This is a genomic window from Microbulbifer variabilis (assembly GCF_023716485.1).
Lineage (GTDB): Bacteria > Pseudomonadota > Gammaproteobacteria > Pseudomonadales > Cellvibrionaceae > Microbulbifer > Microbulbifer variabilis_B.
Map to the genome: position 1 here is coordinate 1,805,742 of NZ_CP092418.1, position 24,158 is coordinate 1,829,899.

Sequence of the window (24,158 nt, forward strand, 5' to 3'; positions counted from 1 at the left end):
TTAGGCAGGGAAATCTAATCGAGTATGGAAGAAACGATAGAAGACATGAATCACATTCATCTGGAAAATGGACTGGATCTCTATTTAGAAGATGATGATGAAGTTCAGATTACTCTAAGAAAAGATGGCCAGCTTTTATCAAAAGTTGTTCTGCCTTGGCCGAGTTCAGGATATGGCGGAGGATCTCTGATAGTTTCAGATAGTCAAAATTACTTAGTCTTTAGCTATTATTCCGGACAGAGTGAAGAAGCATTTAAACTCTATCAGCTAACCGATGAGATAAATGAGATATTTAGTTTAAATTATCAATTTGGAGAAGCTGCTAGCTTTGGCTTTAACCAGGCTGAGTCTACTTTATTAATGGCCTATCCATTATCATGTTCTGAATGGTGGCAGCCATGGGAAGATGATGACCTAGAGGTTTCCGAAAGTGGTGAGAGATTCCTCTATTTTGGAGATATAAAAGTTCTTGATATTAAGCGCAATTCAATTACGCATCATGAAATAAAACTAAAGATCCCGAATGGCTGGGAGCCCTCTACAGAAGAGTATTCCCCTTATTTATTACCCAGCTTTACACCTGAAAATTCTGTGGACTTATCAATGCCATGGGGAAAAATGTCTTTGAGATTTCCATTTGGCAAAAACATATTAATCGACATGGCGAGTAAAGCGAGCAATGCCTAACAAGGCGCAGCAACGGACTGTCAAACCTGTCACTTTTTGTGCTTTTAGCACAAAAATCGCCATGTTCGCCAGCCGCTGTGCGCGGCGTTAAAGTTTCCATGAAAAAGATCACCGGCATACTGATAGTTCTGTTGTCATTTTCAGTAAAAGCGGAAGTTACGGTAGAGCAACTCGAAGAATTTGATGGCTGGGTAAAGAAACCTTCCCCCATGGAGTAGACGCCTACCTTTTGAATAGGGTAGAAAAAAATGCCGAAAATACTGAGTGAAGAGCGGGTTGTTGAATATTCAACAGAGTTCAAAGTTAGAGTGGTAGCTCTCACTAATCAACTGAAAGTAGATGCGACTACTATCGCTAACATTATTGGTTTGCATCCAACAATGGTGTATAGATGGCGACAGGAAAGTAGAGAAGGCAAGCTGGTCGAGAAGCCCAGTCGTAGAATAAGTATGACAAAGATAACGAAAACTCAGTCTCAAACTGATGATAAAGAGATAAAACGTCTTAAAAAGCAGGTTGAGAAATTACAAAAGGAGAATGATTTCCTAAAAAAGTGGGAAATGTACCTGAAAGATCCAAAGCCGAAAGATTCTCGTTCATATCTCTTAATCGATCAGACTTTGGTGTCAGGTACTTATGTAGATACTTGAATGTTTCACCCCAGGGGTTTTATAAGTGGCTCAACCGCGATGAGAGCACTCAAGAAATAGAAAATAGGCGAATTCTAGCGTGTATCGAAACTATCTATGCGCAGCATGATGGTAATTATGGAAGTCCAAGAATTTGCGCAGAGCTGAAAGCTAATGGTGAACGAATAAATCACAAACGCGTTGAAGGCCTTATGAGAGAAGCTGGAATCGTGGGGAAAGCTGGAAGGATCTATCGTCGACGCCCTTTGCCTGGAAATCCTTGCATTAAGATTCAAAACTTACAAAAAGAGCATGGTATGCCGAGTAAACCAGACTCTCAATGGGCAATGGTAATATTTAGCTGTGATTATTGATCTTTACTCCCGAAAAGTGTTGGGTTGGGAGCTGTCGGATACTCGAACCGTTGAGCTAACACTGTCAGCTCTAAATAAAGCTGTTCGTCGTAGAAATATAGAATCAGATCTAATATTTCGCAGCGACCGAGGTTCTGAGTACGGTGCTTATGCATACCAAAACCGGCTCAAAGAGCTGGGTATTGAGTCGAGCATGAATCGTCCAGGGTTTATGAATGACAATGTGTATGTAGAATCATTTTTTCAAACACTGAAAACTGAGAGTTTTAAAGGGTTTAATTTTGAGTCCGTTGAGGAGCTAAGAACTAACTTAGCTTGGTATCTTGACAGTTACTATAACTTTAAAAGAAGACATGGTTCACTTGGGTTCAAAAGCCCAGATGAATATGAAAGAATGGCCGCATAAGATGAATATAAGGTGGCGTCTACTTTAAGGGGGGAGGCTTCGCCTCCGGTCTAGACGCGCTAAAGCGCGTCGCTGCTTTGGGCGTTAGCTGCCATTTAGCATTTACTTTTTTTTCAGAGAATTGAAATGGATTGGAACAATATTTTTACGTTTATTGCTGTGGCAACATTGCTCGTGATTTCTCCTGGGCCTAATGGATTCCTCATAACGAAAACAGTTCCTTTGTCAGGGCATCGAGCTGGTTTGGCCAATATCTCGGGGTTCGTGGCTGCTTTCTATGTACATGGTACGCTATCTATATTTGGTATATCTATTCTCTTGGTGCAATCTGCAAACGCCTTTCTTGTTTTTAAAATGCTGGGCGTTGCATATTTAATTTGGCTGGGTTTAAAAGCACTTAGAAATGCTATAAGTAAAAGCATAGCTGCAAATAACTTAGAAGCAGTATTGCAGCAAAAGCCAACATCTATAAAAGGGGCTTTTTTTGAAGGCTTTTTAACTAATACACTTAACCCCAAAGTATCAATCTTCTATCTCGCTGCTTTTCCGCAATTTATGCGCGTAGATGGCAGTGCTTTCAGTGCATACTCTCTTGTTACTGCACACTCACTGGTTAATGTTGTATGGTTTTCGGCTATGGTCTTCACTTTAACCAAGGTAAAAAATACTACCAGCCACCCTAAATTCAAAACTTGGTTAAACTCTATTACGGGTGTTGTATTTATTGGATTTGGCACTAAATTGGCCTTGGCGAAGAGCAGCTAACAAACCAAGTAAGCGGGACAATTATACGTGGGCTCCCGTCACTCCGTTCCGTATTATGACCCACCTGTTATTGCCCCATCTTGGGTTGTTAGATATACATAAAATCATGGCGACTCTATCAAAAACTAAAGCAAGCTTGAGGTTTATCGGAGATGAATTGTTACCTGACGAAATCAGTGAGTTATTAGGCAGTTAGCCTACAGCGAAGATGATTAAAGGTGAGCCATTTTCGTGGATGCGTAATGGAAAACCACGCATAGCAAGGTCTGGAATGTGGCGTATTGAAGCTAATGAAGAAGTGCCAGGTGATTTAGATTCTCAAATATTCGAAATTCTAAATAAGTTGACTCATGATCTAGAAGTTTGGAAAAAACTCGCAGAGAAATATAGTTTAGATTTATTTTGTGGTCTCTTCATGGAGAGCTCAATGGAGGGTATAAGTATAAGTTCAGAAGCGCTGCTTACGTTGGGGCAGCGTGGAATTGAAGTAGATTTTGACATGTATGGCCCGGATGATGAAAATGTATAGCAAGCGCAAGCGCAAGCACAACTGGCCACTTCGTATCTTGGACTTCCAAATCGCTGCGCAGCTTTACCGTCTGTCCAGCAGGCATTAGGTGATCATGAGTGCAGATGGAATAGCCTTAGTCAGCTACATCTTATTTTTAATATCCTGTATCGCCGCGTTGGCAGTTGGGTTCATTGTTTTTTTCTATATCTTGGAGGTGAACAAGAACATGAAGGAAGGAGGAAAGTGGGGCGAGGAAATGCCGTTTGCAGTTTCTACGCCTTCGTTTTTCTCGTGCTACGAGCGTTATGTATAAGGCTTATCCATGAAAAGAATCTTTACCTGATGAAAGCCAATAAAGAAGATTGGAGAGCGATCACATTTGCTTTTTACTCCCTAGTACATAATGACCTAAGAGATTGGGAAAAACTTCCAGATGAATTGAAAAATAGTGATATGGGAGGTTTATGTCAGAAATATATTGATACTAAAGATATCCGGTATCTAATAGAAGCAGGTGAAATGCTTGCAGGTAAAAACTGGTATACAGCGCTCGGAAGAACATTTTGAGCTTTAAAATAACATAAAAAAAGAGTTGATGGTCAAGGATTGTTTAGCATTTCATAATCAAGTGTGATTGTGTTGCCTTATGTCTACACATTAAGAAAAAATGCTTCCGATCTGGGTTGAACTAAGTACCTCTGGTGGAGGCATTTAATTTAAAACGGTCCATCTCAGTATTCTAGGGCAGGCGTCGCTTTTCAAAGAGTATGTGTTAGAAGCTGTTTCATAACTTCTTTAGCGTAATTAACATGCAGGCAATATAGAAAAAGCTCTGTATGAAGATAAGTAACGATCCCACCTGATAATTAAACGAGGGTAGTTCCCTAGCCATGCAAAAGTTCGCTCAACGTTTCCAACGTCGTACATATCTCCTAAGCTTTCTGCCATCTTGTTTCGAAGGTTTTCTTCTATTCCTACGGTGAGGGAAAATCAGGTCAATTTCACGGCGGGCCAAACTATGGCGTAGTGGATCAGAATCTGCAGCCTTGTCGTACACTAGTCGTCGAATTTTTGTATTTTCATAGGTAACATCGAGTAGTGGATGTAATAAATTTGCTTCTGCTGGTGAGGTCGAAGTAACGGTGCCTCCCAATGGAATACCTTCGCCATCGACCACCACCATCCACTTTGTACCCTTACCTCGCTTAGTTTTTCCGACTTCTGCTCCCCTTTTTTTGCTGAAGCAAAGCTACTATCCGAAAAGACTTCTTCCCAATTAAGCAGGGATCTTTGATCGAGCTGTCCGAGAAATTTTCTCCAAGCCTCCAACCAAGCGCCTTGCTCTTCCCAAAACTGAAGCCTTCTCCAGCAAGACTCGGCGAAGGGTAAGATGGGGGGAGATTCTTGCATCGTGCTCCTGAGCGCAAAATTCACAGGATACCTTCAAAACATGCAGGGTTATCAATGGGTTTGGGACCTCCTTTTCCACGTTTTAGCTGGGGAAGGCAAGGCTCAATCAATTTCCACTGAGCGTCGGTTAATTCTGACTTAAATCCACTCACACTTACTGGTCTTATCATTCCATGAGGTCGCAAGAATAACTGATTTCAAGTTATGAAACAGCTTCTAGACTGTTTTATCAAGTGTAGTAAAAGCAAAGCGCCCCATTTGTACGAAAATAAGGGGGTTGAATTTTGTGATGCGTCAGTTGAGTAACTTCGCAAATGAAAAGTCAAAGTGTTTGGTCTTGGTAAAATTGTCTCTTGTACTATTTGAAAGTTTGACAAAGCCAATAAAGTGCTGAGAGCTAGGATATGGTTTACTTGGGTTCAAAATTTGAGGTAATATGAAAAAATTTCCGTATAAACTGAATAAAGGTGGTATCTACATTGAAATATCTCTCCCTAAGCTTGCTAGGTGATCTGTTGATGTTTTAAGTTGGTGATCGACAGATATAATTTTTTTATTACATTTAGCTCGTGATTTTCTTAGTGCAGTTTTAAAAGGTTGAAATTATATGGGAGGGTATTGGATTAAAGTGTTTTCTTGTGAATTTTGATTTTTATTGATGGATATAGAAAATTGAAGGTAAAAAGCAGTCGAGGAATATTTCTCAGCATTGTAGCTATGCTCTGTATAGCCGGTATGGATGCAACCGGTAAACTACTTGTTCAAACCTATCCTATTGTGCAAATTATGGCTGTTCGATTTGCAACTTTTTTTATTATTGTAATGCTTATAGCTTCACTCAAAGGTGATCTCAAGCAGGTTCGAAGTAATATTTGGGGTACTCAAGTTTTAAGGTCACTTTTACTTGTGGTTGAGGTTACGGTATTTATACTTGCTTTTAGCATGATGCCATTAGCAGATGTCCATGCAATCGCTACAATGGCCCCATTGTTCGCTATGCTAATGGCTGGATGGTTTCTTGGGGAGAAGGTAGACCGAAGAAGTTGGATTGCTGTCGCTATTGGCTTTATAGGTGCTTTGATTATTATTCGCCCTGGATTGGGTATTTTGAGCTGGTATGTTGTTATACCGATCAGTGGAGCCATTTTATGGGCATCCTATCAAGTCCTTTCTCGTCATGTCAGCCAATTTGATAGTTCCGCTACAACAGTCTTTTATACGGCCTTTATAGGCCTCATTGTATTTGGTGGACTAGCACCCTTTAACTGGGTAGACCCAACTTTTATTGGCTGGCAACTATTAATACTTAATGGGCTTTTTGGTGCAATGGGCCATTATTTATTGATTAAAGCTCTTACCTATGCTCGAGCTTCAACTTTGCAGCCTTTTAACTATACCTTGTTATTTTGGGCGATAGCGATTGGTTTTTTTATCTTTGGCGAATTCCCAGATGGATTTACAATACTTGGGGCGATTATAGTCTTGAGTGCTGGTATTTATACATCAGACGCTGGTCGGAGAATGAGTGGTCTTTCATTAATTGCAAGTAAAAAGGAGTTTAATTTTATTCGAAAATTTTCGAATAAAATTACTTAAGCTCTAATTGATTGCTTTCTGATTTTATCATGGTCTATGAAGTATGGGGAAGCTTTTGTGAATGTTTCTGGCTTGGAGCATTTTAAAGTTCTTGTCTTAACTTTCTAGGGTATTAACTTGGGATGTTCAGTTTGAGGTTGACTATGGTGATTGATGCTAGCCTAATTATCTCTATAGCCTGCTGTATCTATATCTTTTGTTAGGTTTGATTTTAATAGCAGGATATGCTCTATGAGAAGTCGGTCTTCAATATAAATTTAAGGAGGGAGTATGCATATTCTTGTTCCTGTCTTTTTTAAGGCGCCGTTAGGTGGGCTTCACTCACATGTGTACGCTCAAGCTAAAGCAATTATCCGTGAAGGATGGCGTTGCACTATATTATGTAAGCCTGGCCCTTTCGCACAACAGTGTCGTGATAGTGGTATAGAAATTATTGAGGATGATTTTAGCGATTTATCCAAATCAATTGCTGAAATATCTGAAAGTTTTAAGTTCGATCTCATTCATGCGCACCCCTTTGCATCCCGGGAGATAGGCCAAGGTATTGCCAAAAACTTAAATATACCCATATTACTTACAGTCCACGGTAAGTACACTGATACTTTAGTAGATGATTGTGATGAATTCAGCCGTATTTATTGCGTCAGTCTTGGAGTCAGGGATCATCTTGTTAAAAACGGTATTAAAAGCCTTCATAAGATTTTTGTGTACCCAAATGCAGTTAACACTGAAGTTTTCTACGCCGGCCATGAAAGTAGATTAGATCGTCTTAAAGAAGTTGAATGTTTTATTGATAATAATATGATAAAGGGCTGTCGAATAATTATTTTTTCTTGTCGAATGGGGATAGATAAAAAATTTATTTTAAACTGCGTTAAGGATGCCTGGATATATCAGGCTAGGTATAAGATAGACTCTTGGCGGTGGATTGTAGCTGGTGATGGCCCTGGAAAAGCTGATTTAGAGCTGGCGGCAAATGAACTTAATGAGTATCTTGGCCATAAGTGCATAACGTTTTTAGGTTGGCAGTCGGAGGATAAGCTTAATGCTCTTTATCAATCGGCTGACTTAGTAGTGGCACCAGGGCGGAGCGCTCTCGATTGTCTGGCGAGTAATCGGCCGGTAATAGCGATTGGTTCACAGGGCTATATTGGTGCTATAGATGAAGGAAATTGGTATAAAGGTTCCTATTCAAACTTTGGAGGTGTTGGTGAAAAAGATTATATATCTGGTGAATTGTTTCAGGATATAAATTCTATCATCTATGATGATGAAAAACTTGATTCGATTGGTAAGTTTGGAAGAAAGCGGGTTTTAGACTCTCATGATCAAAAGTATTGGGATGTGTGGTTGTTAGATCAGTACCGTGAGATTATGGCATTATATGATGAAGCTAGATCTCTTTCTTGTGAATTGTTGGAAGAATATAGTGTACCAGATACTTGAGTATGACTCTGATGATTTGGAAAGGATTAATGTATATCTTATTGCGAGAATAGATCTATGTGATTTGAAATGCTCAGATTTTTACTGATAAAAATTTTCTACGGCATAATAGTTAATTTTAGGAATAGGAAGGGAGGTTGTGAGGGTTAAACTTTAGTGTTTTGTGGAATAGCTTAAGTGTGATTGATGAGTTTTTGGATGCATTTGCAGTTATTGCTTCTCTAGTACATCTCGTTGCTCTAATCAGAGCTCAGAAGGAAGGAGTCGAAATTGCTTCTATAGATGGTATTTGTCACGGATAGGGAGGGGGATGCGATATGTCTATGCAAAGGCGATAAAAAATTTTGACTCTTTATCTAGTTCAGACACTTTACTAATTGTAGGGTTACATATCGTTTTTTTAAGGTTTGGGAGGAAGCTTTTTTGCAGTAAAACCAAATAGAGTGAATTGTATCACTTGGGATTCAATGATTTCTCAATACATATAGTATATTTATTTATGCGACCTTTTAGGGGGATCTGGAAGACTTGCTCCAATTTTTTTCTCCAGAGTTTCGGGGTGTGTGAACTCAAGAAATTCAATTAATTTTATTTTATCAAGTTCAGCTTGAAAGGGATAATCGTGACCTCGGTTTTAATTTTTTTATAGGCGCAAAAAAACTGGAATTTTCAGCTCACAAAGAATTACTTCCCCGATTAAATTTTATGCAATTTTGATAGGCTTTTTTTTGCTGTCCTATTGTAATTCCAATCGAGTATTCAATAGGTCGTGTAAATGAAGTGTTTCTATTTTGTCAAATGGTATAGGGAGTGCCTGGTTACGATAAAGTTTTGCTGACTTCATATTTGGGCAGTTAATGAGCAGTTAATCCTTAGAGAATCAAAGTTCCATATCATAGATTCAGCTGCTTGCTGAAAAGGATGAAAGCGATCGAGCTATAGCGCAATGACTCGAGCTGAATAGCTCTGTCTAATGAGGGCTTCGATCTGGTATCGCTCTTTCAAGGTCAGCTGTTTGGTGTGGGTTCTCATGGGGTTCTTGATTTGTTTGTGTGGAAGTGAATCAGCCTACGGCTAGTTGGACTCCGTTACTATTGCCAAGTGTGTTGGTTATTGTGGGAATCTAGGATTCATGAATATAAACGAAAGGGAGCATATTAAAATGTATGTATGATATCTGTAGGTGGATGGTATTTATTGTCACTCCCGTAAGTCTCTAGTAGAAGATTTGTTGCAGTATAAACTGTACCAATCCGTGAAGGATACTTATAGAAATCGTAGGGGGTCCGCTCAACGATTATAATTAGTTCCTTCACGCAAGAAAGGAGGCTACTAGGCATCAACGAAGATTACTTCGCCAGTTATAAATCCATCTACAGAACGCTCAAAAGCTTTTCCGACCAAGTGCCCCGGTACGGGCTCAAAGCCTGGCATCATGTCACCGTAGACATCCCAGGCTTCTTCCAATACCGTCGGATTAACCGCATTGATTCGAATCCCCCTGGGGAGTTCATAAGCAACGCATTTGACAAAGGTATCAATTGCTCCACTGGTTGTTGCATCGGCAATTGCCATGGGGATCGGCTTTATGTTTAGAATGCCGGATATTAGCGTAAAGGATCCTTTATCGGCGATATACTCTTGACCTATTCTTACAAGATTGATTTGCCCCATCATCTTGCTCATTACCGTTGTCATCCATTGCTGCTCAGTCATATCGACAAAGTCTGCGTATTCACAGAAACCAACGGTGTTTACGACAGCATCGAAGTCACCCACTGTCTCAAACAGTCGTCTGATAGACTCTTCATCAGTAATATCAACCTGATAGTCACATCCCTTGCCCGAGCGACTTGCTGTGATAACCCTGTGGCTGCTTAACCCTGTTAATGCGGCCTGTCCCATTTTACCTTGTGCGCCAATGAGGATAACATTTTTCACTCTAAGTACCTGTTTTATATGAAGAATTTGCTATTTGCTGCAATGCGATGCTGCTCAATTACTAGGAGAATGCTAGTTTTATTGTGATACAATGTTAAACAGCATTTATTTGTAAGAGATACAAGTGTGAACCAAATAAATCGATTGGAGGTCAAGCAACTCCGAATATTCCAGGCATTAATATCTGAAAGAAGTGTATCTCGTGTCGCAAGCCAGATCGGCCTTACTCAGCAAGCTGTCAGTGAACATTTAAAAAAATTGAGAGATATTTTTAGTGATGAACTTTTTCTCCGGAAAAGCAATGGACTAATTCCAACGCCGACAGCAATAAACTTAGGAGAAAAGGTTGATGCGATCCTCCAAGGGTTAGATAAATTGCTGGAGCCATCAGTTTTTGACCCAGCTAAAATAGCGCAAACCTATACCATCGCTGCGACAGATTATTCCCAGCAAGTGGTGCTTCCCAGCTTATTGCCTAAACTCAGAGCGTTAGCTCCCAACTTGAAAGTGGTAATACGGGATATTGCTACAGACAGACTGGAAAAGTTAATGAGTGAAGCCAAGGTGGATTTAATCGTTGCAGATTCGGATGTAAATTCTGAGCTGTACTCCTCTATCACGTTATTTACTGATTACTATGTCTGCGTTACGGCGAAGAGTTCGCCTCTGACCAAGAAGAAACTGAGTTTGGAGGAAATAGCTTCTGAGCCGCATCTTATGGCATCTCCGCTTAAGTCTGGGGCGTCAGGAATTATTGATGGTTGGTTTGCAAAGCACCGTTTGCGTAGAAATGTTGTTATGTCTACACCATGTTTTACCACGGTTCCACAATATCTAAAGAAAACAGATATGCTTGCTTTTTTACCTAATCGGGTAGCGAGTGATTCAAACCTTGCCATTCTTAATCTGAAAAACAAACCGATAGAGTTTGATGTTATAGCCGCATGGCACCCACGTTCAGATCATGATGCTTTACATAATTGGGTTGTAAACTTGTTGAGAGAGAGTGCCTAGTATTCTGTAGTTGATATTAAAGTGCATAAAGGTACGAGAGGGCATAGAGATTTCTGGAGGTGCTGAATAAATGAGATCTTTAGAAACGCAATTTTATCAGAAAAACAAATGACTTTTGATTTTTGTTCGTACAATAAGAAGTTGAATAGGAGGGGCACGTCGGAGAGGGTGGCGTAGAAATATATCAAGCCCTTAAATGTAGAGATTGTAATAGAGCATGAGACTTTGCTATTCCTGTTGGGATGCCACGGTTTAGCTCTGTGGGTGAGTATACCCATTGTGATATTGAGGAGATGTATATCATTTTAAAAGCTAAAGGTACCATGGCTATCGAAGGCGAGAAGATACGAGTTTCCGCTGAATGTATAATTTTAACTAAAAAGCTGGAGACCATGGATTAGTTAATGACTCTTCGAAAGAGATGGAATTGTTAATTAATCAAGCCAGTTTGAAGTGGTACCAGCTTAGTAAGTCAGTTAATTTGACGGTAGAGAATTACCAGGCTTTAATGCCCCAATTTTCATTGGGGTGACGATTTAATAACGTGATTGAGAGTGGGGAAGAGTGTTGAAAGTGCGAAACTTCTTAAGAATGGTAATTATCGGGATTGGTTTATCTGTGGTCAATGTGGCTGCAGAAGAAGTCGAGATAGATAAAGACCTCACTATTTATTATGAACACTCGGGGAGTGGAGATACTGCCATTATTTTTATTCCTGGCTGGATGATGTCGGCAGACGTTTTTGAGCATCAACTTGCCCACTTTAAAGATTCTAAAAAGTACCGCGCGCTGGCATATGATCCCCGTGGGCAGGGCAAATCATCAAAGCCCGTCGAGGGGCACACCTACCAACAACATGCTAGAGACCTGGCTAAGTTAATAGAGAAATTGGATATAGACAGCGTGATCTTGGCAGGTTGGTCATATGGCGTAACAGAGCAATTGGCCTATTTGAATCAGTTTGGTTCCGATAAACTGAAAGCGATGATCATGATTGATACTGGACCAGATATAGCGGGAGCAAGCCGTGATGAGTGGGTTTGGTATCTAAATGATGATTCGGACGGCTATTCACGCTCATTTACTGAGGGCATTATAGAAGATCGAGATAATGTAATTAGTGAATTTGTGAAATGGATGCTTGAAAACCCTTCAAAGGAAAATATTGCCTGGGTTACCCAGATTGCTAATCAGACCTCTAGTAGTGTCGCTTCAATTACCAACGCGACCGGGTTTTACCTGGACTATAGTGATGATCTTGTAACATTGGAAGGTAAATTGCCCCTATTGTATGTTGTGAGAGAGGAAGTTAAAAGCGTTGCGGATAAATGGATTAAGGCCAATACACCGTCTGCCACTGCTGTTTATATGGGAAAACACATGATGTTTTGGGAGAGACCTAGAGAGTTTAATCAGGTGCTCGATCAGTTTCTTTCTGCCATGGAGAATGATAAATAATATATAAGCCCCTGCTTTACTTAACTTGTATTTAGAGTGGTTTCGTGGTGATAAACACAGAGGATCAAGAAAATCTGGTTCTCTGTAGTTTTGTTTCAAAAGTTAAAGTGCTCCCCAATGGGGAATGATTTGTAAAGCGCATATTATGTCTAGAAAAATATTATCCTTAAAGGTAAAAAAAAATACGGAGCCTAAAAAGGTTGATAAAAAGCAAGAGGATACTTCTGATCCAAAGAAGCGGTTCTTAAATGGCGTAGCTATTAATCCATCTGAGCCTATTCGCCTTGAGTCAGGTTCTCAGCAACTTACAGTACGGGCGATGGATTTGATTACGCCAATTGGCAAGGGGCAACGGGGCTTGATTGTGGCTCCACCGGGCTGTGGCAAAACCACTATCCTCAAGCATATCTGCCAAGCAGTGGGGAAGGCTTACCCCGAAATAAAGCTGTACGCTCTGCTTATTGATGAAAGGCCAGAGGAGGTTACTGACTTCAAGCGAAGTGTACCGGCGGAAGTTTATGCGTCCTCTTCTGATCATAGCTATAAAGAGCATGTGCGGGTAGCTAATGAACTCCTTGATAGGGCCTGTAAGGAAGCCGGTGAAGGCCAGGATGTAATGATTGTGGTTGACTCGTTGACAAGGCTATCACGGGTGCATAATGCGCAGCAGAGTGGTAGGGGACGTACAATGTCAGGTGGGATAGATGCCAGGGCTATGGAGATACCCAGAAAGCTGTTTGGCACTGCGAGAAAGATTGAAGGTGGTGGATCACTTACGATTCTGGCAACGATACTTGTGGATACCGGAAGCCGAATGGACCAGGTGATATTTGAGGAGTTTAAGGGTACGGGAAATATGGAGGTAGTATTGTCAAAGGAAGTTGCGAGACAGCGAATTTTCCCTGCCTTGGATATTGCTAAAAGCAGTACTCGCCGTGAGGAAGTCCTGTTTAACTCGAAAGATATTGCAACTATAAGAGCTTTACGAAGAACGCTTGCCAGCCTCAAGACTGTAGACGGCACTAAAAAACTTATTGAACTCCTTAAAAAGTACCCGACTAATGCGGAGTTACTTGGCCACTAATTTTGGTTAAGTTTAAGGGGAGTATTTAGCCGCTTAACATTTTAGGGGTTAGTTACTGAAAACCCGAGCCCTTATTATGACAGCTGTTAGTTAGTTGAGGGCTTCACACTTTAATTCTGTGGTGTGTTTTTGCAGGATGCTCTTCAATAGCTTCTCCCTCTAGTATTTCACTACCAGTTTGGTAGCGCATTGTCATCTGGCCAGTTGCAAGCAGGGTTCCTACACTGTCATAAACTTCGGTATAGGAATAAAAGATTTTATGTCCCGAGCTGGTCAACTTACCTATGGCGGTTAACTGGTTGGTTTTGGCTCTACCGGTGAAATTGGTTGTTAATGAAAGCGTGAGGGACTTACGCCGACGATTTGGGTATGGGCAGTAGAGACCACAGTAGGAACCGGCAATATCAATTAACGTTGTAATAAATCCCCCATGGGGTACTCCGTGGCTATTCAAATGCTCAGGAAGTACGGTTACGCTGATCACTACACGGCCCTCCTGCCACTCATCAATTTTCACACCCAAATGATCATTGAACGGTGGTTGTTTTTTATTTTGCCAGCTCATTTGGACTTACCTTTTGGAAAATTAGTTCGGAATAGGGTGCGTTCGGGCAGCCTGCTGTGTGGAGAAATACACTGTGAGCAGACCTGCTGTAACCACTATACAAATTCCTATCAGCGCAATTGTGTTAGGTAGATGTTGCCATATCAGCCAGCCAAAAATGCCCGCAATAACCACTCCAAAATAGCTGATTGGTGAAACTACACTGGGTTTTGCATAACTATAAGCTTTGGTATAGAGCCATATCGCTAATAAAACAGAAACCCCATTAAAAGCCAGGTAGGGAATAGTCCAGCTAGGTATTGATTGCCAGTAGTAGATACCCAGGGGAAGGCTGCACATAAATGAGATAAGGACATAGTAAAACAAAATAAGACTCGGCTTATCAGTGTGAGACAGAATACGTGTGCCCACCATAGAGGCAGCTAGAGTAATACCTGACAGTAAGCCGAAGGCGTGGCCACTACTGATACCATGGATATCAGGTTGAAGAATCAGTGCGATACCAAGTAGCCCAAGCACAATGGGTAGCCAGCTTGTGGCGGGAATCTGTGCACGCGCCCAAAGCCAGGCTACAAGCGGAACAAAAATAGGGGCGGCATTCCGCAGTAAGCCTGCCTCCATCAATGAAATACGGCTGAGTGCATAAAAGTAGGAAAAGAAGCAGAGCCAGCCTGCAAAGCCGCGCAGTAAATGGGTTTTCCAGTGTTGTGTTATGAGCCGTTGGGGTGACTGGCGCACCAGCCAGGGAATAAGTAATAGTAAGCAGATGCTGTATTGGCTGAGAACTATTAAAGGTACTGGTACCGCGGGTGATATCCATTTACTGGCTGCGGCGGCTGTACTGGCAACCATAGCGGTGGCCAGTGCGTAACCTATGCCTTTCCAATTGTTTCTCTTAACCTTGGCTTGGATCGCTTTGTGGTGATCTGGCGGTTCTGGTGACTGTTCGAGCTGCAGCTCATTAAGACGCATTTGGCTCGGTCGTAGTTTCGATTCTATTAACGTATCAGGCCTTATCATTGTGTTGCCAACTAAAAATCTCTCAACTTTGGCAAAAAGGGTAACCGGTACTTTTACCGGTTACCCTTGAGAAGCGAATACTATCGCTGATCGTCTGCCCAGTCCGTAAATGTTTTACCTTCTTTTACCAGTTGGACGAGCAATGGTGCAGGAGTCCAGTTGGCTTCGCCATATAGGTCACGGAATGTGCAAATAGTATCGTAGATCTTTTTCAGGCCGATGCTATCTGCGTAAAACATGGGGCCGCCACGATGGGGAGGGAAACCATAGCCATAAACATACACAACATCAATATCACTGGGACGTTGGGCTATTCCATCTTCCAGAATCCTGGCTCCCTCATTAATTAAAGAGAAAGTAAGGCGATTAAGAATTTCTTTATCAGAGATGTCTCGCCGCTCTATCCCATAAGCTTTGGCTTGAGCCTCTATAATTGCTTGGACTTCGGGGTCACTGGTACGAGCGCGAGTTTCTGGGTCATAGCGGTAATAACCGGCTCCACTTTTTTGGCCCAGGCGTCCCATCTCTACTAAAGCATCCGCAATGCAGTAGGTTTTGGGGTCGCCTTTTTCTGCTTCGCTCAGGCCCTCGCGGGCTTTGTGGCCAATATCGAGACCGGCCAAATCTCCAACCGCTATGGGCCCCATGGCCATGCCCCAGGATTGCATTACGGTATCTATTTGCTCCGCGGTGGCTCCTTCTATTAAACAGAGTTGTGCTTCACGGGCATAGGGCCGCAGCATCCGGTTGCCAATAAACCCATAACAGTTTCCGGCCAGCACGGGAACTTTCTTGATAGTTTTTGCCAACCGCATTGCGGTAGCAATAACATCGTCGGCGCTCTTTGAGCCACGAACGACTTCTAGAAGTTTCATAACATTGGCGGGGCTGAAAAAGTGTAAGCCGATAACATCTTCTGGCCGATTGGTAGCAGCGGCGATCTGGTCGATATCCTGGTAGGAAGTGTTTGTTGCGAGAATGGTGCCGGGTTTACAGTATTGGTCCAGCTTGGAAAAAATTTCCTTTTTAAGCGTTACATTCTCAAACACAGCTTCGATAACGAGGTCTACCTCTACCAGGTCGGAATAGTCAGTGGTTCCCTGGATTAGTGAGAGACAGTGTGCTTTTTGGGGCTCTGTAATCTTCCCCTTTTTCATACTGATATTGTAATTCTTGTCGATTACTGCTCGGCCACGTTCTACGGCAGCTTGATCGATATCTAGCAGCTTGACTGGGATACCGGCATTGGCAAAATTCATGGCGATACCTCCCCCCATCGTGCCGCCGCCAATAATGCCAATACTGTTTATTTCTCTGATAGGGGTATCTTTGGAGAGACCCTGAACTTTTGTCGCACGTCGCTCGGCAAAGAACATATGCCTCAGGGCGGCAGACTGACTTGAGAGTAGGCATTCGATGAATAGATCCAGCTCTTTAGCCAGCCCTTTATCGAATGGCAGCTTCACCGCTGCCTCCACACAGGAGACAATATTCTGTGGGGCCAGTTGACCAGGTGCTCTTTTTTCCAGTCGCTGGCGGAAATCATCGAACAAGCCCTCTGGAATACTGGCTGGATCTATTGTGATGTCCCGGACTCTGCGTGGTGGGGCTTTCTGGTCAATTAGCTCGCGAGCAAAGGCGAGGGCCCCTTCGAATAGATCATCATCAACCACGTGATCGATCAGCTTCATGCTTTTGGCTTTCGCGGCCGGGATTGGGGCACCTTTGGTGATCATTTCTAATGCAGCCGCAACGCCGGCCAGACGTGGAGTGCGCTGAGTACCACCGGCCCCAGGCAATAACCCCAATTTAACTTCAGGCAGGCCGACTTTGGCAGATGCCAGGGCACAGCGATAGTGACAAGCCAGTGCCACCTCAAAGCCCCCGCCCAATGCGGTCCCGTGAATAGCGGCAATCACCGGTTTAAGAGAGTTTTCGATTTCTGTAATCACCTCAGATAAGGCAGGTGCCTGTGGTGGCTTACTAAATTCTGTGATGTCTGCACCAGCAATAAAAGTGCGGCCTTCACATATTAAAACCAGTGCCTGAGAGGCATCTTCCTGGGCACTCTTGATCGCTCCCCAAATGCCTTCGCGCAGCCCGTGGGAAAGCGCGTTGACAGGGGGGTTGTTAAGTCGAATAACACCAATATCGCCAATAAGTTCATAATTTACGGTAGACATTGTTATCTCCAGATCTTAAATGACTATTAGATGGTTTCTCCTAGAGGGTCTCGCCGGTTTTTATATACGCTCTATTATCACTGCGATTCCCTGGCCAATACCAATACACATGGTGGCTAACCCGTAGCGCCCGCCGCTACGCTCCAGCTGGCGTAATGCTGTGAGTAGAATGCGGGCTCCGCTGGCGCCGAGCGGATGCCCAACTGCAATTGCACCACCATTGGGGTTTACCCTGGAGTCCTCGTAATCAATCTCGAGCATTTTCAGGCAGCCCATGGCCTGTACAGCAAAAGCCTCGTTAAACTCCATGACATCCATATCTGCCAGGCTCAAGCCTGCACGAGCCAATGCCTTACGGGTAGCCGGGACCGGGCCTAACCCCATTACTCTTGGCTCCACTCCCGCAATAGCACTGGCGAGAATACGTGCGCGGGGCTTGAGATCTACGGCCTGCCCGGCCTCCTGGCTGCCAATAATGAGTGCTGCGGCACCATCGTTGATTCCAGAAGCATTTCCAGCAGTTACTACGCCGCCTTCAAATAGCGGGCGTAGCGTTTGCAGGCGCTCCAGGCTGGTATCGGGGCGGGGATGCTCATCAGTATCGATAAGGCGGGGTGGTTGCTTTCGGTCCTGTGGCACCTCGATAGGAATAATTTCATCAATAAAAAAGCCATCAAAACGCGCGCTTTCATATTTTGCTTGTGAAGCTAGTGCAAAGATATCGCACTCTTCCCGCTGAATATTGAGGTCTGCGGCGATATTGTCTGCAGTTTGCGGCATGGTATGGCTGCCAAATTTTGCAACAATATCGGGATTGGTGAAGCGTGGACCCAAAGTGGTATCCGCCAATTGCTGGGTGCGATCGAAAGGGCTGCTTGCTTTGGAGAGGACCAAGGGGGCACGGCTCATGGATTCAACACCACCGGCAATGAACAAATCACCTTCCGAGGCCCTGATGCAACGGGCTGCATCGGCAACGGCAGATAAGCCTGAACCACATAGGCGGTTTACCGTAATACCACCGGTGGAGATTGGCAGTCCTGCAATTAGCCCGGCAAAGCGGGCGATATTACGACTGTCCTCACCGGCCTGATTGGTATTTCCGGCAATCACATCCTCAAATTGCTTGTGATCGAAATTATTACGTTCAACCAGGGCTTTAATGACATGCGCGAGCATATTGTCAGGCCTGATACTGGAAAGGCTACCTCCATGGCGACCAAAAGCACTTCGGCCGCCATCATAGATATAAGCTTGTGGCATTGTCAGTTTTCCCAATGATTGATTATTGTTTTGTGAGCAGTAGTAAATGTCCGCGCTTAATCAAACTCCAGCGCTACCGGAATGTTTTCCAATGCCTCCTCTGCTACCGTTTTAGCTGAAGGTTTTTCCAGACGAACTTTTGCAACCTGGCCCAGGGCACTATCAAAACGGGCAGAAAACTCTGCAGATATATTTTTTTCCTGAAGTGCCAGGCCAATAACATATTCGGTAGCGCGATTGCGCAAAGCGGGTTTGAATACCTTGGCTACTGCGGTTAGGGGAATTTCATCAATAATCTCTACCCGCTTGGGTATCGCTGCACGTTCAGAAATCTGGGTGCGGCAGTAGTCGATAAGCTGCTCTTCTGTGGGTGGATTTTCGGACGGGTATAGAGTGACGTAGGCCACCGGAACCTCACCGGCATAGGCATCGGGCTGGCCAACGGCAACAGCCATAGCCACGGCGGGGTGACGGCTTAGTGGCTCTTCAATCAAGGCTGGATCTATATTGTGGCCGCCACGAATGATTAAATCCTTGGCTCGCCCGGTCAAATAAAGATTGCCATCGCCATCGACATATCCCATATCGCCAGTATTAAACCAACTGTGGTCAACCCAAGCCTTGGCGTTATCCTCTTCGGAGAGGTAGCCTGAAAAAATATGTGGCCCCCGTGCAAGTACAATACCGACTTCACCGGTGTTACAGGTTCTCACTAGCCGGTTTCCATCCAGTTCGGCAATTTTCATTTCCATATAAGGGAGGCGGCGGCCGACGCTGCCCTCGGGTGCTTGCATATCTGTTGGGGGGCGGGCCAGCAGGCAGCTGGACTCTGTCATGCCATAGCCGTTACTTACCGTCACATTGAATTTTTCCTCAAACGCACTCTTAAGCGCTGCGGGTAAAGGCGAAGCCCCGCAGCCAACATCTGTCAGGCAGCTGATGTCATTGTCGCCCACAGGGATTTGCATCAAGATGCCGAGAATAGTGGGCACGGCGCCAAAGCCCTGTACACGGAAGCGGGCGACGTGATGCCACCAGTTGGGGAGCACATTGGGGGAGCGAAAACCTGAGGGGGTCATTATAACAATCGTGCGGCCGGCGAGCAGAGTGCCAATGCCGGCGACCACAGTGCCGAAAATGTGAAACAGAGGAAGGCCACTGAGGGTAGCAAATCGCCCCTTACTGGATGTTGTGTCCACACTCAGCTGTGCGACAAACGCAATATTACTGTGGGTCAGGCGTGCAATTTTAGGCCGCCCGGTTGTCCCTCCGGTGTGGAAGTAACTGGCAATTTCATCGCCTTGAATAGATCTCCCACTAATTAAATGGTCATTTGGCTGTTGGGCAATAGCCAATACAAAATTCTCTACCTTAATGCCGGAAGGTATGGATAGGGTGCTAACCGGTTTTTTACTGATTAGCAGCAGTGCCTTCAAGGTTGGAACCTGCTTAATGACCTGCGCAACCTTTTCCCAAATCTCCTCACTGAGATCCTGCCCAAGGCTGACTAATACCTTAGCTTTGGTGGCATTCATGATCTCGGCGATATGCTCCGGTTCCAGCAACGGATTGATAGGGCTGGCGATTCCCGCGGCTTGTCCACCCCAGAGTGCAAAATGCGTTTCAGGAAGGTTGGGTAATAGTAATGAAACGGTATCTGTCGAATTAATACCGAGAGAATGGAGTAGATTGGCGGTTTGGTGAACTTTTTCGGATAGCTGCGAGTAGCTCACTGTCACACTTTCTTCATCTGGTACAGCGGTGGGAAGAAATTCGATGGCTGCATCTTGTTGGTAAAGACGGGCGGCCTGCCGAATTAAATCGTAGGTGTTTTCCCAGGGATAACGTTGTAACAAAGGTACTTTTTCATATTCCTGGATTTCTGCAAGAGATTGCAGCATGGGACTGCCAGTGGAAGTGGACGTGATAGACATGGGGGCTTCTCTCACTATGGTTATTATGTTGGTGACAATATCAAAAGTGAAAAGAGCATTCCACTCTGCGGAATTCAATGGTAATGTTTTGTGCGTCGAGTAGTTATTTGAAAGCTAATTGGTGGGAAGTGGCGGATAAATATTTACACCAGCTATATATAAACGCCACTAAGTAGAAAGTTGCGTCAATAGAGTTGGCTCGATAATTGAGGACCTACTTGCGTGAGTCGGAAAAAGTCAAAATAGCGATGCTCAGATATCAATATCATCGTGAAATTGTTTGTAGATAGGTTTATTTAAGACAAAGAGTGGAGCTCGCCGAGCCAGATCGAAAGTGAATTTATTCCGCTTGTATAAGGGAACTTCCGAATTTAGTACATGTTGATTGTGCAAGTTGGTGAAGGAAGTTAGCTGAAAAATCTCTGCCAATTGCACCCATAAAAACAGGAGCAAGCGAATGAATATAGATTTTTCCCCCGAAGAATTAGCTTTTCAGCAGGAAGTTAAGCAATTCCTGCAAGAGAAGCTTCCGGCGGATATCAGTGAGAGGACTCTGGATGAAATTCCCCTGGGAAAAGAGGACTATGAACGCTGGCAAAAGATCCTGTACGAACAGGGTTGGGCTGCGACTAACTGGCCAGTTGAATATGGGGGTACCGGTTGGACGCCAACACAAAAATACATATGGGCCAATGAGTGTGCCAACTTCGGCGCGCCAGATGTAATTCCTTTCGGCTTTAAAATGGTTGCACCGGTTATCTTCACTTATGGTAGTGAAGAGCAAAAACAGCGGTTTTTACCGGATATTTTGGCAAGTAATGTTTGGTGGTGCCAAGGGTATTCGGAGCCAAATGCGGGCTCTGATTTGGCGTCGTTAAAAACCACAGCAGTGCGAGATGGCGATGAGTATATCGTTAATGGCACCAAAACCTGGACTACTCTGGGACACTGGGCCGATTGGATTTTCTGCCTGGTTCGTACCGGAGGCCCCGAAGTCAAAAACCAGGCCGCAATCACTTTCCTGTTAATTGAAATGAACCACCCGGGCATTACTGTATCGCCCATTATGACTTTGGGTGGTCATCATGAAGTGAATGAAGTGCATTTTGATAATGTACGGGTACCAGTGGCCAACCGTATTGGCGAGGAAGGTCACGGCTGGACCTATGCCAAGGTACTGTTGACCCATGAACGCACGGGCATTGCACGGGTTGCCACTTCCAAAAAACGTTTACAGACTTTAAAAAAGCTTGCAGGTGATACTTGTGATGGTGACGCCAGCCTCCTGGAAAATCCAGCCTTTGCGCAAAAGCTCGCAGAAGTTGAAATAGATCTTTTAGCTTTGGAGTTTACTGAGCTAAGAGCACTCGCGGCAGTGAGTACCGGTAATGCACCGGGACCGGAATCCTCCATTTTAAAAATTAAAGGAACTGAAATCGCCCAACTTATTGATGAACTTTACATGGAAACTGCGGGTTACTACGGAATGCCATTTGTCCGAGAGCAATTTAAAAGCGGATTTGATGGCGAGCATGTAGGCCCTGGAGTTATTACCAGCAGCGTGCCCCGTTACTTAAATAACCGTAAATCCTCGATTTATGGTGGCAGTAACGAAATTCAAAAAAATATTATCAGCAAGTGGGTACTTGGTCTGTAAACGCGACGTTTAATGAGGATTGGAACGATGGATTTTTCCTATAGTGAAGAGCAGCAGATGCTACAAAGCAGTGTGAGCAAATTTATTCAACAGGATTATGACTTTGATCGTCGCAGTAAGTTAATAGACAGTGATACTGGGTTTAGTGAAGATAACTGGAAGTTATTTGCTGAGCTGGGCTGGCTAATGGTTCCATTTAGTGCAGAAGACGGTGGTCTGGGTGGTTCTGCTGTTGATCTGATAGTGGTGATGGAAGAGTTTGGTCGTGGTCTGGTGGTGGAACCCTTCCTGGCAAGTGCAGTTTTAAGTGGTGGGCTAATAGCAAACGGTGCCAACGAGGCGCAGAAGCGAGAGCTAATAAGCTTGTTGATGGAAGGCAACTTGCAGCTGGCATTTGCATTTGCTGAGCCCCAGAGCCGTTTCAATCTTTCTGATATTACCACCAAAGCTGTAAGGAACGGAGACAGCTACGTAGTGAATGGCCACAAAGCCGTTGTTCTGAACGGTTCAGCCGCAGATAAACTATTGGTGGCAGTACGTACTAGCGGCGGCCAACATGATTGTGAAGGTATCACTTTATTATTGATAGATGCCAACACTGAGGGTGTTCACCGCCAGGGGTATGCCACTGTGGATGGGCACCGTGCGGCTGAGGTAAAGTTTAATAATGTCATGGTTCCTGTGGCAAACCGAGTTGGGGAAGAGGGAGCAGCTTTACCTGTAATCGAACAGACAATTGACCGGGCCACACTGGCGCTGTGTGCCGAGGCAGTAGGAGCCATGGAGAAAATTTATAGAAAGACCGTGGAATATACCAAGACCCGGGAGCAGTTTGGCGTTCCCATAGGTAAGTTCCAGGCCTTGCAACACCGGATGGTGGATATGTTTACCGAATATGAACAGGCCCGCTCTATTCTATTAATGGCAGCTTTACAGTTGGATGTGAATAATGGCGTTGCCCCTAAGGCAATTTCTGCAGCAAAAAGCCGCATTGGAAAAGCTGCCCGGTTAGTAGGCCAGGAAGCAATTCAGTTACATGGTGGTATAGGGGTTACAGAGGAGTTGGATGTGAGCCATTATTTTAAACGCTTAACCACAATCCAGTATTACTTCGGTAGTACAGATTATCATACTCGCCGATTTGCCGGGCACTAGCGAGGCAGGCAGCCGTGAGGTGATGAGTTGTCCCCCAGGTTGGTCGCATTGCGCTACTAACCTGGGGTTAAGCTATCTAGTAGCGGATCAGCATGGCCTCTATATTGCCGACCATATTTTTCAATAAGGGGGCGACTTCTTCTTCCAGGAATTCTGGACTCAGACGGTAAGCAGGTCCGCCCGCATTAAATGTATAAATGCGCCCCTGGCTTAATTGTAGGGGGACAGCAACACCATTAACATCGCGGTTCCAGTCGCCAAAGGAGCTACAAAAGCCGCGCTGCTTATAGCTTGCTACCGCTTCTTCAATTCCAACCTTGATTTTCGGCCAGCGCTCGCTATTTCTTTTCTCCAGGTGCCCATAAAAGTACTCGCGCTCCTCTTGAGGTAGCGCTGCCAGGAAAGCCCTTCCTGAACCACTGGTAGCTAAAGAAACACGGTTACCTATTTCGTAGCGAAAAGTCGTAACATTAGCGGCTGCACAAAACTCGACAAATATCATGTCGAGTCGATCACGGTCAGACAGCCCTACAGCAGTTCCTGTGGAGTTTGCAAGGTCTTGCATTAGGGGTTTGGCAACCTGCCGAATAGCCAGATTAGAGACGAAAGAGTAACCCAGCGCTAGTACGCCGCTACCTAATTGGTACTTTTCCAGTCGGTCTGAGTAGGTCAAATAGCCTAATTTTGTCAGAGTATAGGTTAACCGTGAAATACTGGAGCGAGGCAAGCCTGTGCGTTGGGCGATTTCAAGGTTACCCAGAAAGCCATCACCGGGCTGAAATGCCCGCAGTACATCCAGTCCTCGGGCGAGGGCTTCAATAAACTTGCGATCGGGTTCTGCGCTTTTCTTTCTTGGGAGATCACTCAGCGGAGCCATGGTCTTAAATCCTGCATCTATAGTAGCAAGTATACAAATTTTACTCCTGGATCTGAAGTTAGATACTTAGCCTTAAAGAGAAATTTAGGCCTGTGAAGGGTGTTTGGAAAATAATGAGCAGTAACGTAAATTGTGGTTGTACTTGGGGGGCAACTGTGAGTCCCGGGAAGAGTGTTCTTTAAA

Annotated in this window: 22 protein-coding genes and 1 pseudogene; 14 read left to right on the forward strand and 9 right to left on the reverse strand. The window is 44.2% G+C overall.

Features of this window, described 5'->3' with window-relative positions:
* Window positions 1-24: 24 nt before the first annotated feature.
* The 7 genes from MJO52_RS08180 to MJO52_RS08205 all read left to right on the forward strand — a co-directional run bounded on the left by MJO52_RS08180 (window position 25) and on the right by MJO52_RS08205 (window position 3,939).
* Window positions 25-687 (forward strand): hypothetical protein, encoded by a 663-nt coding sequence (locus tag MJO52_RS08180; protein ID WP_252085450.1) that lies wholly within the window; start codon window positions 25-27, stop codon window positions 685-687.
* Between the two features lie 248 nt (window positions 688-935).
* Window positions 936-1,337: a transposase gene (locus MJO52_RS08185; protein WP_252085451.1), complete on the forward strand. Its 402-nt coding sequence runs from the start codon at window positions 936-938 to the stop codon at window positions 1,335-1,337.
* The gene (locus tag MJO52_RS21395; protein WP_353505472.1) at window positions 1,241-1,690 is read left to right on the forward strand and encodes an IS3 family transposase; all 450 of its coding nucleotides are present in this window, start codon (window positions 1,241-1,243) and stop codon (window positions 1,688-1,690) included. Before MJO52_RS08185 ends, MJO52_RS21395 begins: the two co-directional genes overlap by 97 nt.
* Window positions 1,680-2,096 (forward strand): DDE-type integrase/transposase/recombinase, encoded by a 417-nt coding sequence (locus tag MJO52_RS08190; RefSeq protein ID WP_252085452.1) that lies wholly within the window; start codon window positions 1,680-1,682, stop codon window positions 2,094-2,096. Before MJO52_RS21395 ends, MJO52_RS08190 begins: the two co-directional genes overlap by 11 nt.
* 126 nt (window positions 2,097-2,222) lie before the next feature.
* Window positions 2,223-2,861: a LysE family translocator gene (locus tag MJO52_RS08195; protein ID WP_252085453.1), complete on the forward strand. Its 639-nt coding sequence runs from the start codon at window positions 2,223-2,225 to the stop codon at window positions 2,859-2,861.
* A gap of 208 nt (window positions 2,862-3,069) precedes the next feature.
* Window positions 3,070-3,390 carry a DUF4279 domain-containing protein gene (locus tag MJO52_RS08200; protein WP_252085454.1) on the forward strand — a complete coding sequence of 107 codons (321 nt, stop codon included), beginning with the start codon at window positions 3,070-3,072 and terminating at the stop codon, window positions 3,388-3,390.
* A gap of 324 nt (window positions 3,391-3,714) precedes the next feature.
* The gene (locus MJO52_RS08205; protein ID WP_252085455.1) at window positions 3,715-3,939 is read left to right on the forward strand and encodes a hypothetical protein; all 225 of its coding nucleotides are present in this window, start codon (window positions 3,715-3,717) and stop codon (window positions 3,937-3,939) included.
* Window positions 3,940-4,276: 337 nt separating this feature from the next.
* Here the strand turns inward: MJO52_RS08205 and MJO52_RS08210 are convergent.
* Window positions 4,277-4,576, reverse strand: a pseudogene (locus MJO52_RS08210) (transposase); the annotation flags it as partial.
* Between the two features lie 878 nt (window positions 4,577-5,454).
* Here MJO52_RS08210 and MJO52_RS08215 point away from each other — a divergent pair.
* Both MJO52_RS08215 and MJO52_RS08220 read left to right on the forward strand, forming a co-directional pair.
* Window positions 5,455-6,378: a DMT family transporter gene (locus tag MJO52_RS08215; RefSeq protein WP_252085457.1), complete on the forward strand. Its 924-nt coding sequence runs from the start codon at window positions 5,455-5,457 to the stop codon at window positions 6,376-6,378.
* A gap of 270 nt (window positions 6,379-6,648) precedes the next feature.
* A complete protein-coding gene (locus MJO52_RS08220) occupies window positions 6,649-7,824 on the forward strand; it encodes a glycosyltransferase family 4 protein (protein WP_252085458.1) in 1,176 nt (391 codons plus the stop codon).
* A 936-nt stretch (window positions 7,825-8,760) separates the two neighbouring features.
* Here MJO52_RS08220 and MJO52_RS21400 read toward each other — a convergent pair.
* Together MJO52_RS21400 and MJO52_RS08225 are read right to left on the reverse strand one after the other, a co-directional pair.
* On the reverse strand, window positions 8,761-8,856 hold the full coding sequence (locus MJO52_RS21400; protein ID WP_353505473.1) for a helix-turn-helix domain-containing protein: 96 nt from the start codon (window positions 8,854-8,856) through the stop codon (window positions 8,761-8,763).
* 300 nt (window positions 8,857-9,156) lie between these two features.
* Window positions 9,157-9,765: a short chain dehydrogenase gene (locus tag MJO52_RS08225; RefSeq protein ID WP_252085459.1), complete on the reverse strand. Its 609-nt coding sequence runs from the start codon at window positions 9,763-9,765 to the stop codon at window positions 9,157-9,159.
* Between the two features lie 126 nt (window positions 9,766-9,891).
* On the opposite strand from MJO52_RS08225, the gene MJO52_RS08230 reads away from it, so the two are divergent.
* The 3 genes from MJO52_RS08230 (at window position 9,892) to rho (ending at window position 13,321) form a co-directional block, all read left to right on the forward strand.
* Window positions 9,892-10,779, forward strand: coding sequence for a LysR family transcriptional regulator (locus MJO52_RS08230; RefSeq protein ID WP_252085460.1), 888 nt, complete (start codon window positions 9,892-9,894; stop codon window positions 10,777-10,779).
* A 564-nt stretch (window positions 10,780-11,343) separates the two neighbouring features.
* Window positions 11,344-12,237 carry an alpha/beta fold hydrolase gene (locus MJO52_RS08235; RefSeq protein WP_252085461.1) on the forward strand — a complete coding sequence of 298 codons (894 nt, stop codon included), beginning with the start codon at window positions 11,344-11,346 and terminating at the stop codon, window positions 12,235-12,237.
* A 124-nt stretch (window positions 12,238-12,361) separates the two neighbouring features.
* The gene (rho, locus tag MJO52_RS08240; RefSeq protein WP_252085462.1) at window positions 12,362-13,321 is read left to right on the forward strand and encodes a transcription termination factor Rho; all 960 of its coding nucleotides are present in this window, start codon (window positions 12,362-12,364) and stop codon (window positions 13,319-13,321) included.
* Between the two features lie 103 nt (window positions 13,322-13,424).
* Here the strand turns inward: rho and MJO52_RS08245 are convergent, their stop codons facing one another.
* From MJO52_RS08245 to MJO52_RS08265, 5 genes are all read right to left on the reverse strand, one after another.
* Window positions 13,425-13,886 (reverse strand): PaaI family thioesterase, encoded by a 462-nt coding sequence (locus MJO52_RS08245; RefSeq protein ID WP_252085463.1) that lies wholly within the window; start codon window positions 13,884-13,886, stop codon window positions 13,425-13,427.
* 21 nt (window positions 13,887-13,907) lie between these two features.
* Window positions 13,908-14,858 (reverse strand): DMT family transporter, encoded by a 951-nt coding sequence (locus MJO52_RS08250; protein WP_252085464.1) that lies wholly within the window; start codon window positions 14,856-14,858, stop codon window positions 13,908-13,910.
* A gap of 128 nt (window positions 14,859-14,986) precedes the next feature.
* Window positions 14,987-17,089, reverse strand: a complete 2,103-nt coding sequence (locus MJO52_RS08255) for a 3-hydroxyacyl-CoA dehydrogenase NAD-binding domain-containing protein (RefSeq protein ID WP_252085465.1) — start codon at window positions 17,087-17,089, stop codon at window positions 14,987-14,989.
* Between the two features lie 60 nt (window positions 17,090-17,149).
* The gene (locus MJO52_RS08260) at window positions 17,150-18,352 is read right to left on the reverse strand and encodes a 3-oxoadipyl-CoA thiolase (RefSeq protein ID WP_252085466.1); all 1,203 of its coding nucleotides are present in this window, start codon (window positions 18,350-18,352) and stop codon (window positions 17,150-17,152) included.
* 56 nt (window positions 18,353-18,408) lie between these two features.
* Window positions 18,409-20,286: an acyl-CoA synthetase gene (locus MJO52_RS08265; RefSeq protein WP_252085467.1), complete on the reverse strand. Its 1,878-nt coding sequence runs from the start codon at window positions 20,284-20,286 to the stop codon at window positions 18,409-18,411.
* Between the two features lie 457 nt (window positions 20,287-20,743).
* Between MJO52_RS08265 and MJO52_RS08270 the strand changes: the two genes are divergently transcribed.
* Window positions 20,744-21,943: an acyl-CoA dehydrogenase family protein gene (locus tag MJO52_RS08270; protein ID WP_252085468.1), complete on the forward strand. Its 1,200-nt coding sequence runs from the start codon at window positions 20,744-20,746 to the stop codon at window positions 21,941-21,943.
* Window positions 21,944-21,970: 27 nt separating this feature from the next.
* Window positions 21,971-23,098, forward strand: a complete 1,128-nt coding sequence (locus tag MJO52_RS08275; protein WP_252085469.1) for an acyl-CoA dehydrogenase family protein — start codon at window positions 21,971-21,973, stop codon at window positions 23,096-23,098.
* A 76-nt stretch (window positions 23,099-23,174) separates the two neighbouring features.
* Here the strand turns inward: MJO52_RS08275 and MJO52_RS08280 are convergent, their stop codons facing one another.
* Window positions 23,175-23,975, reverse strand: a complete 801-nt coding sequence (locus MJO52_RS08280) for an IclR family transcriptional regulator (protein ID WP_252085470.1) — start codon at window positions 23,973-23,975, stop codon at window positions 23,175-23,177.
* Between the last annotated feature and the right edge of the window lie 183 nt (window positions 23,976-24,158).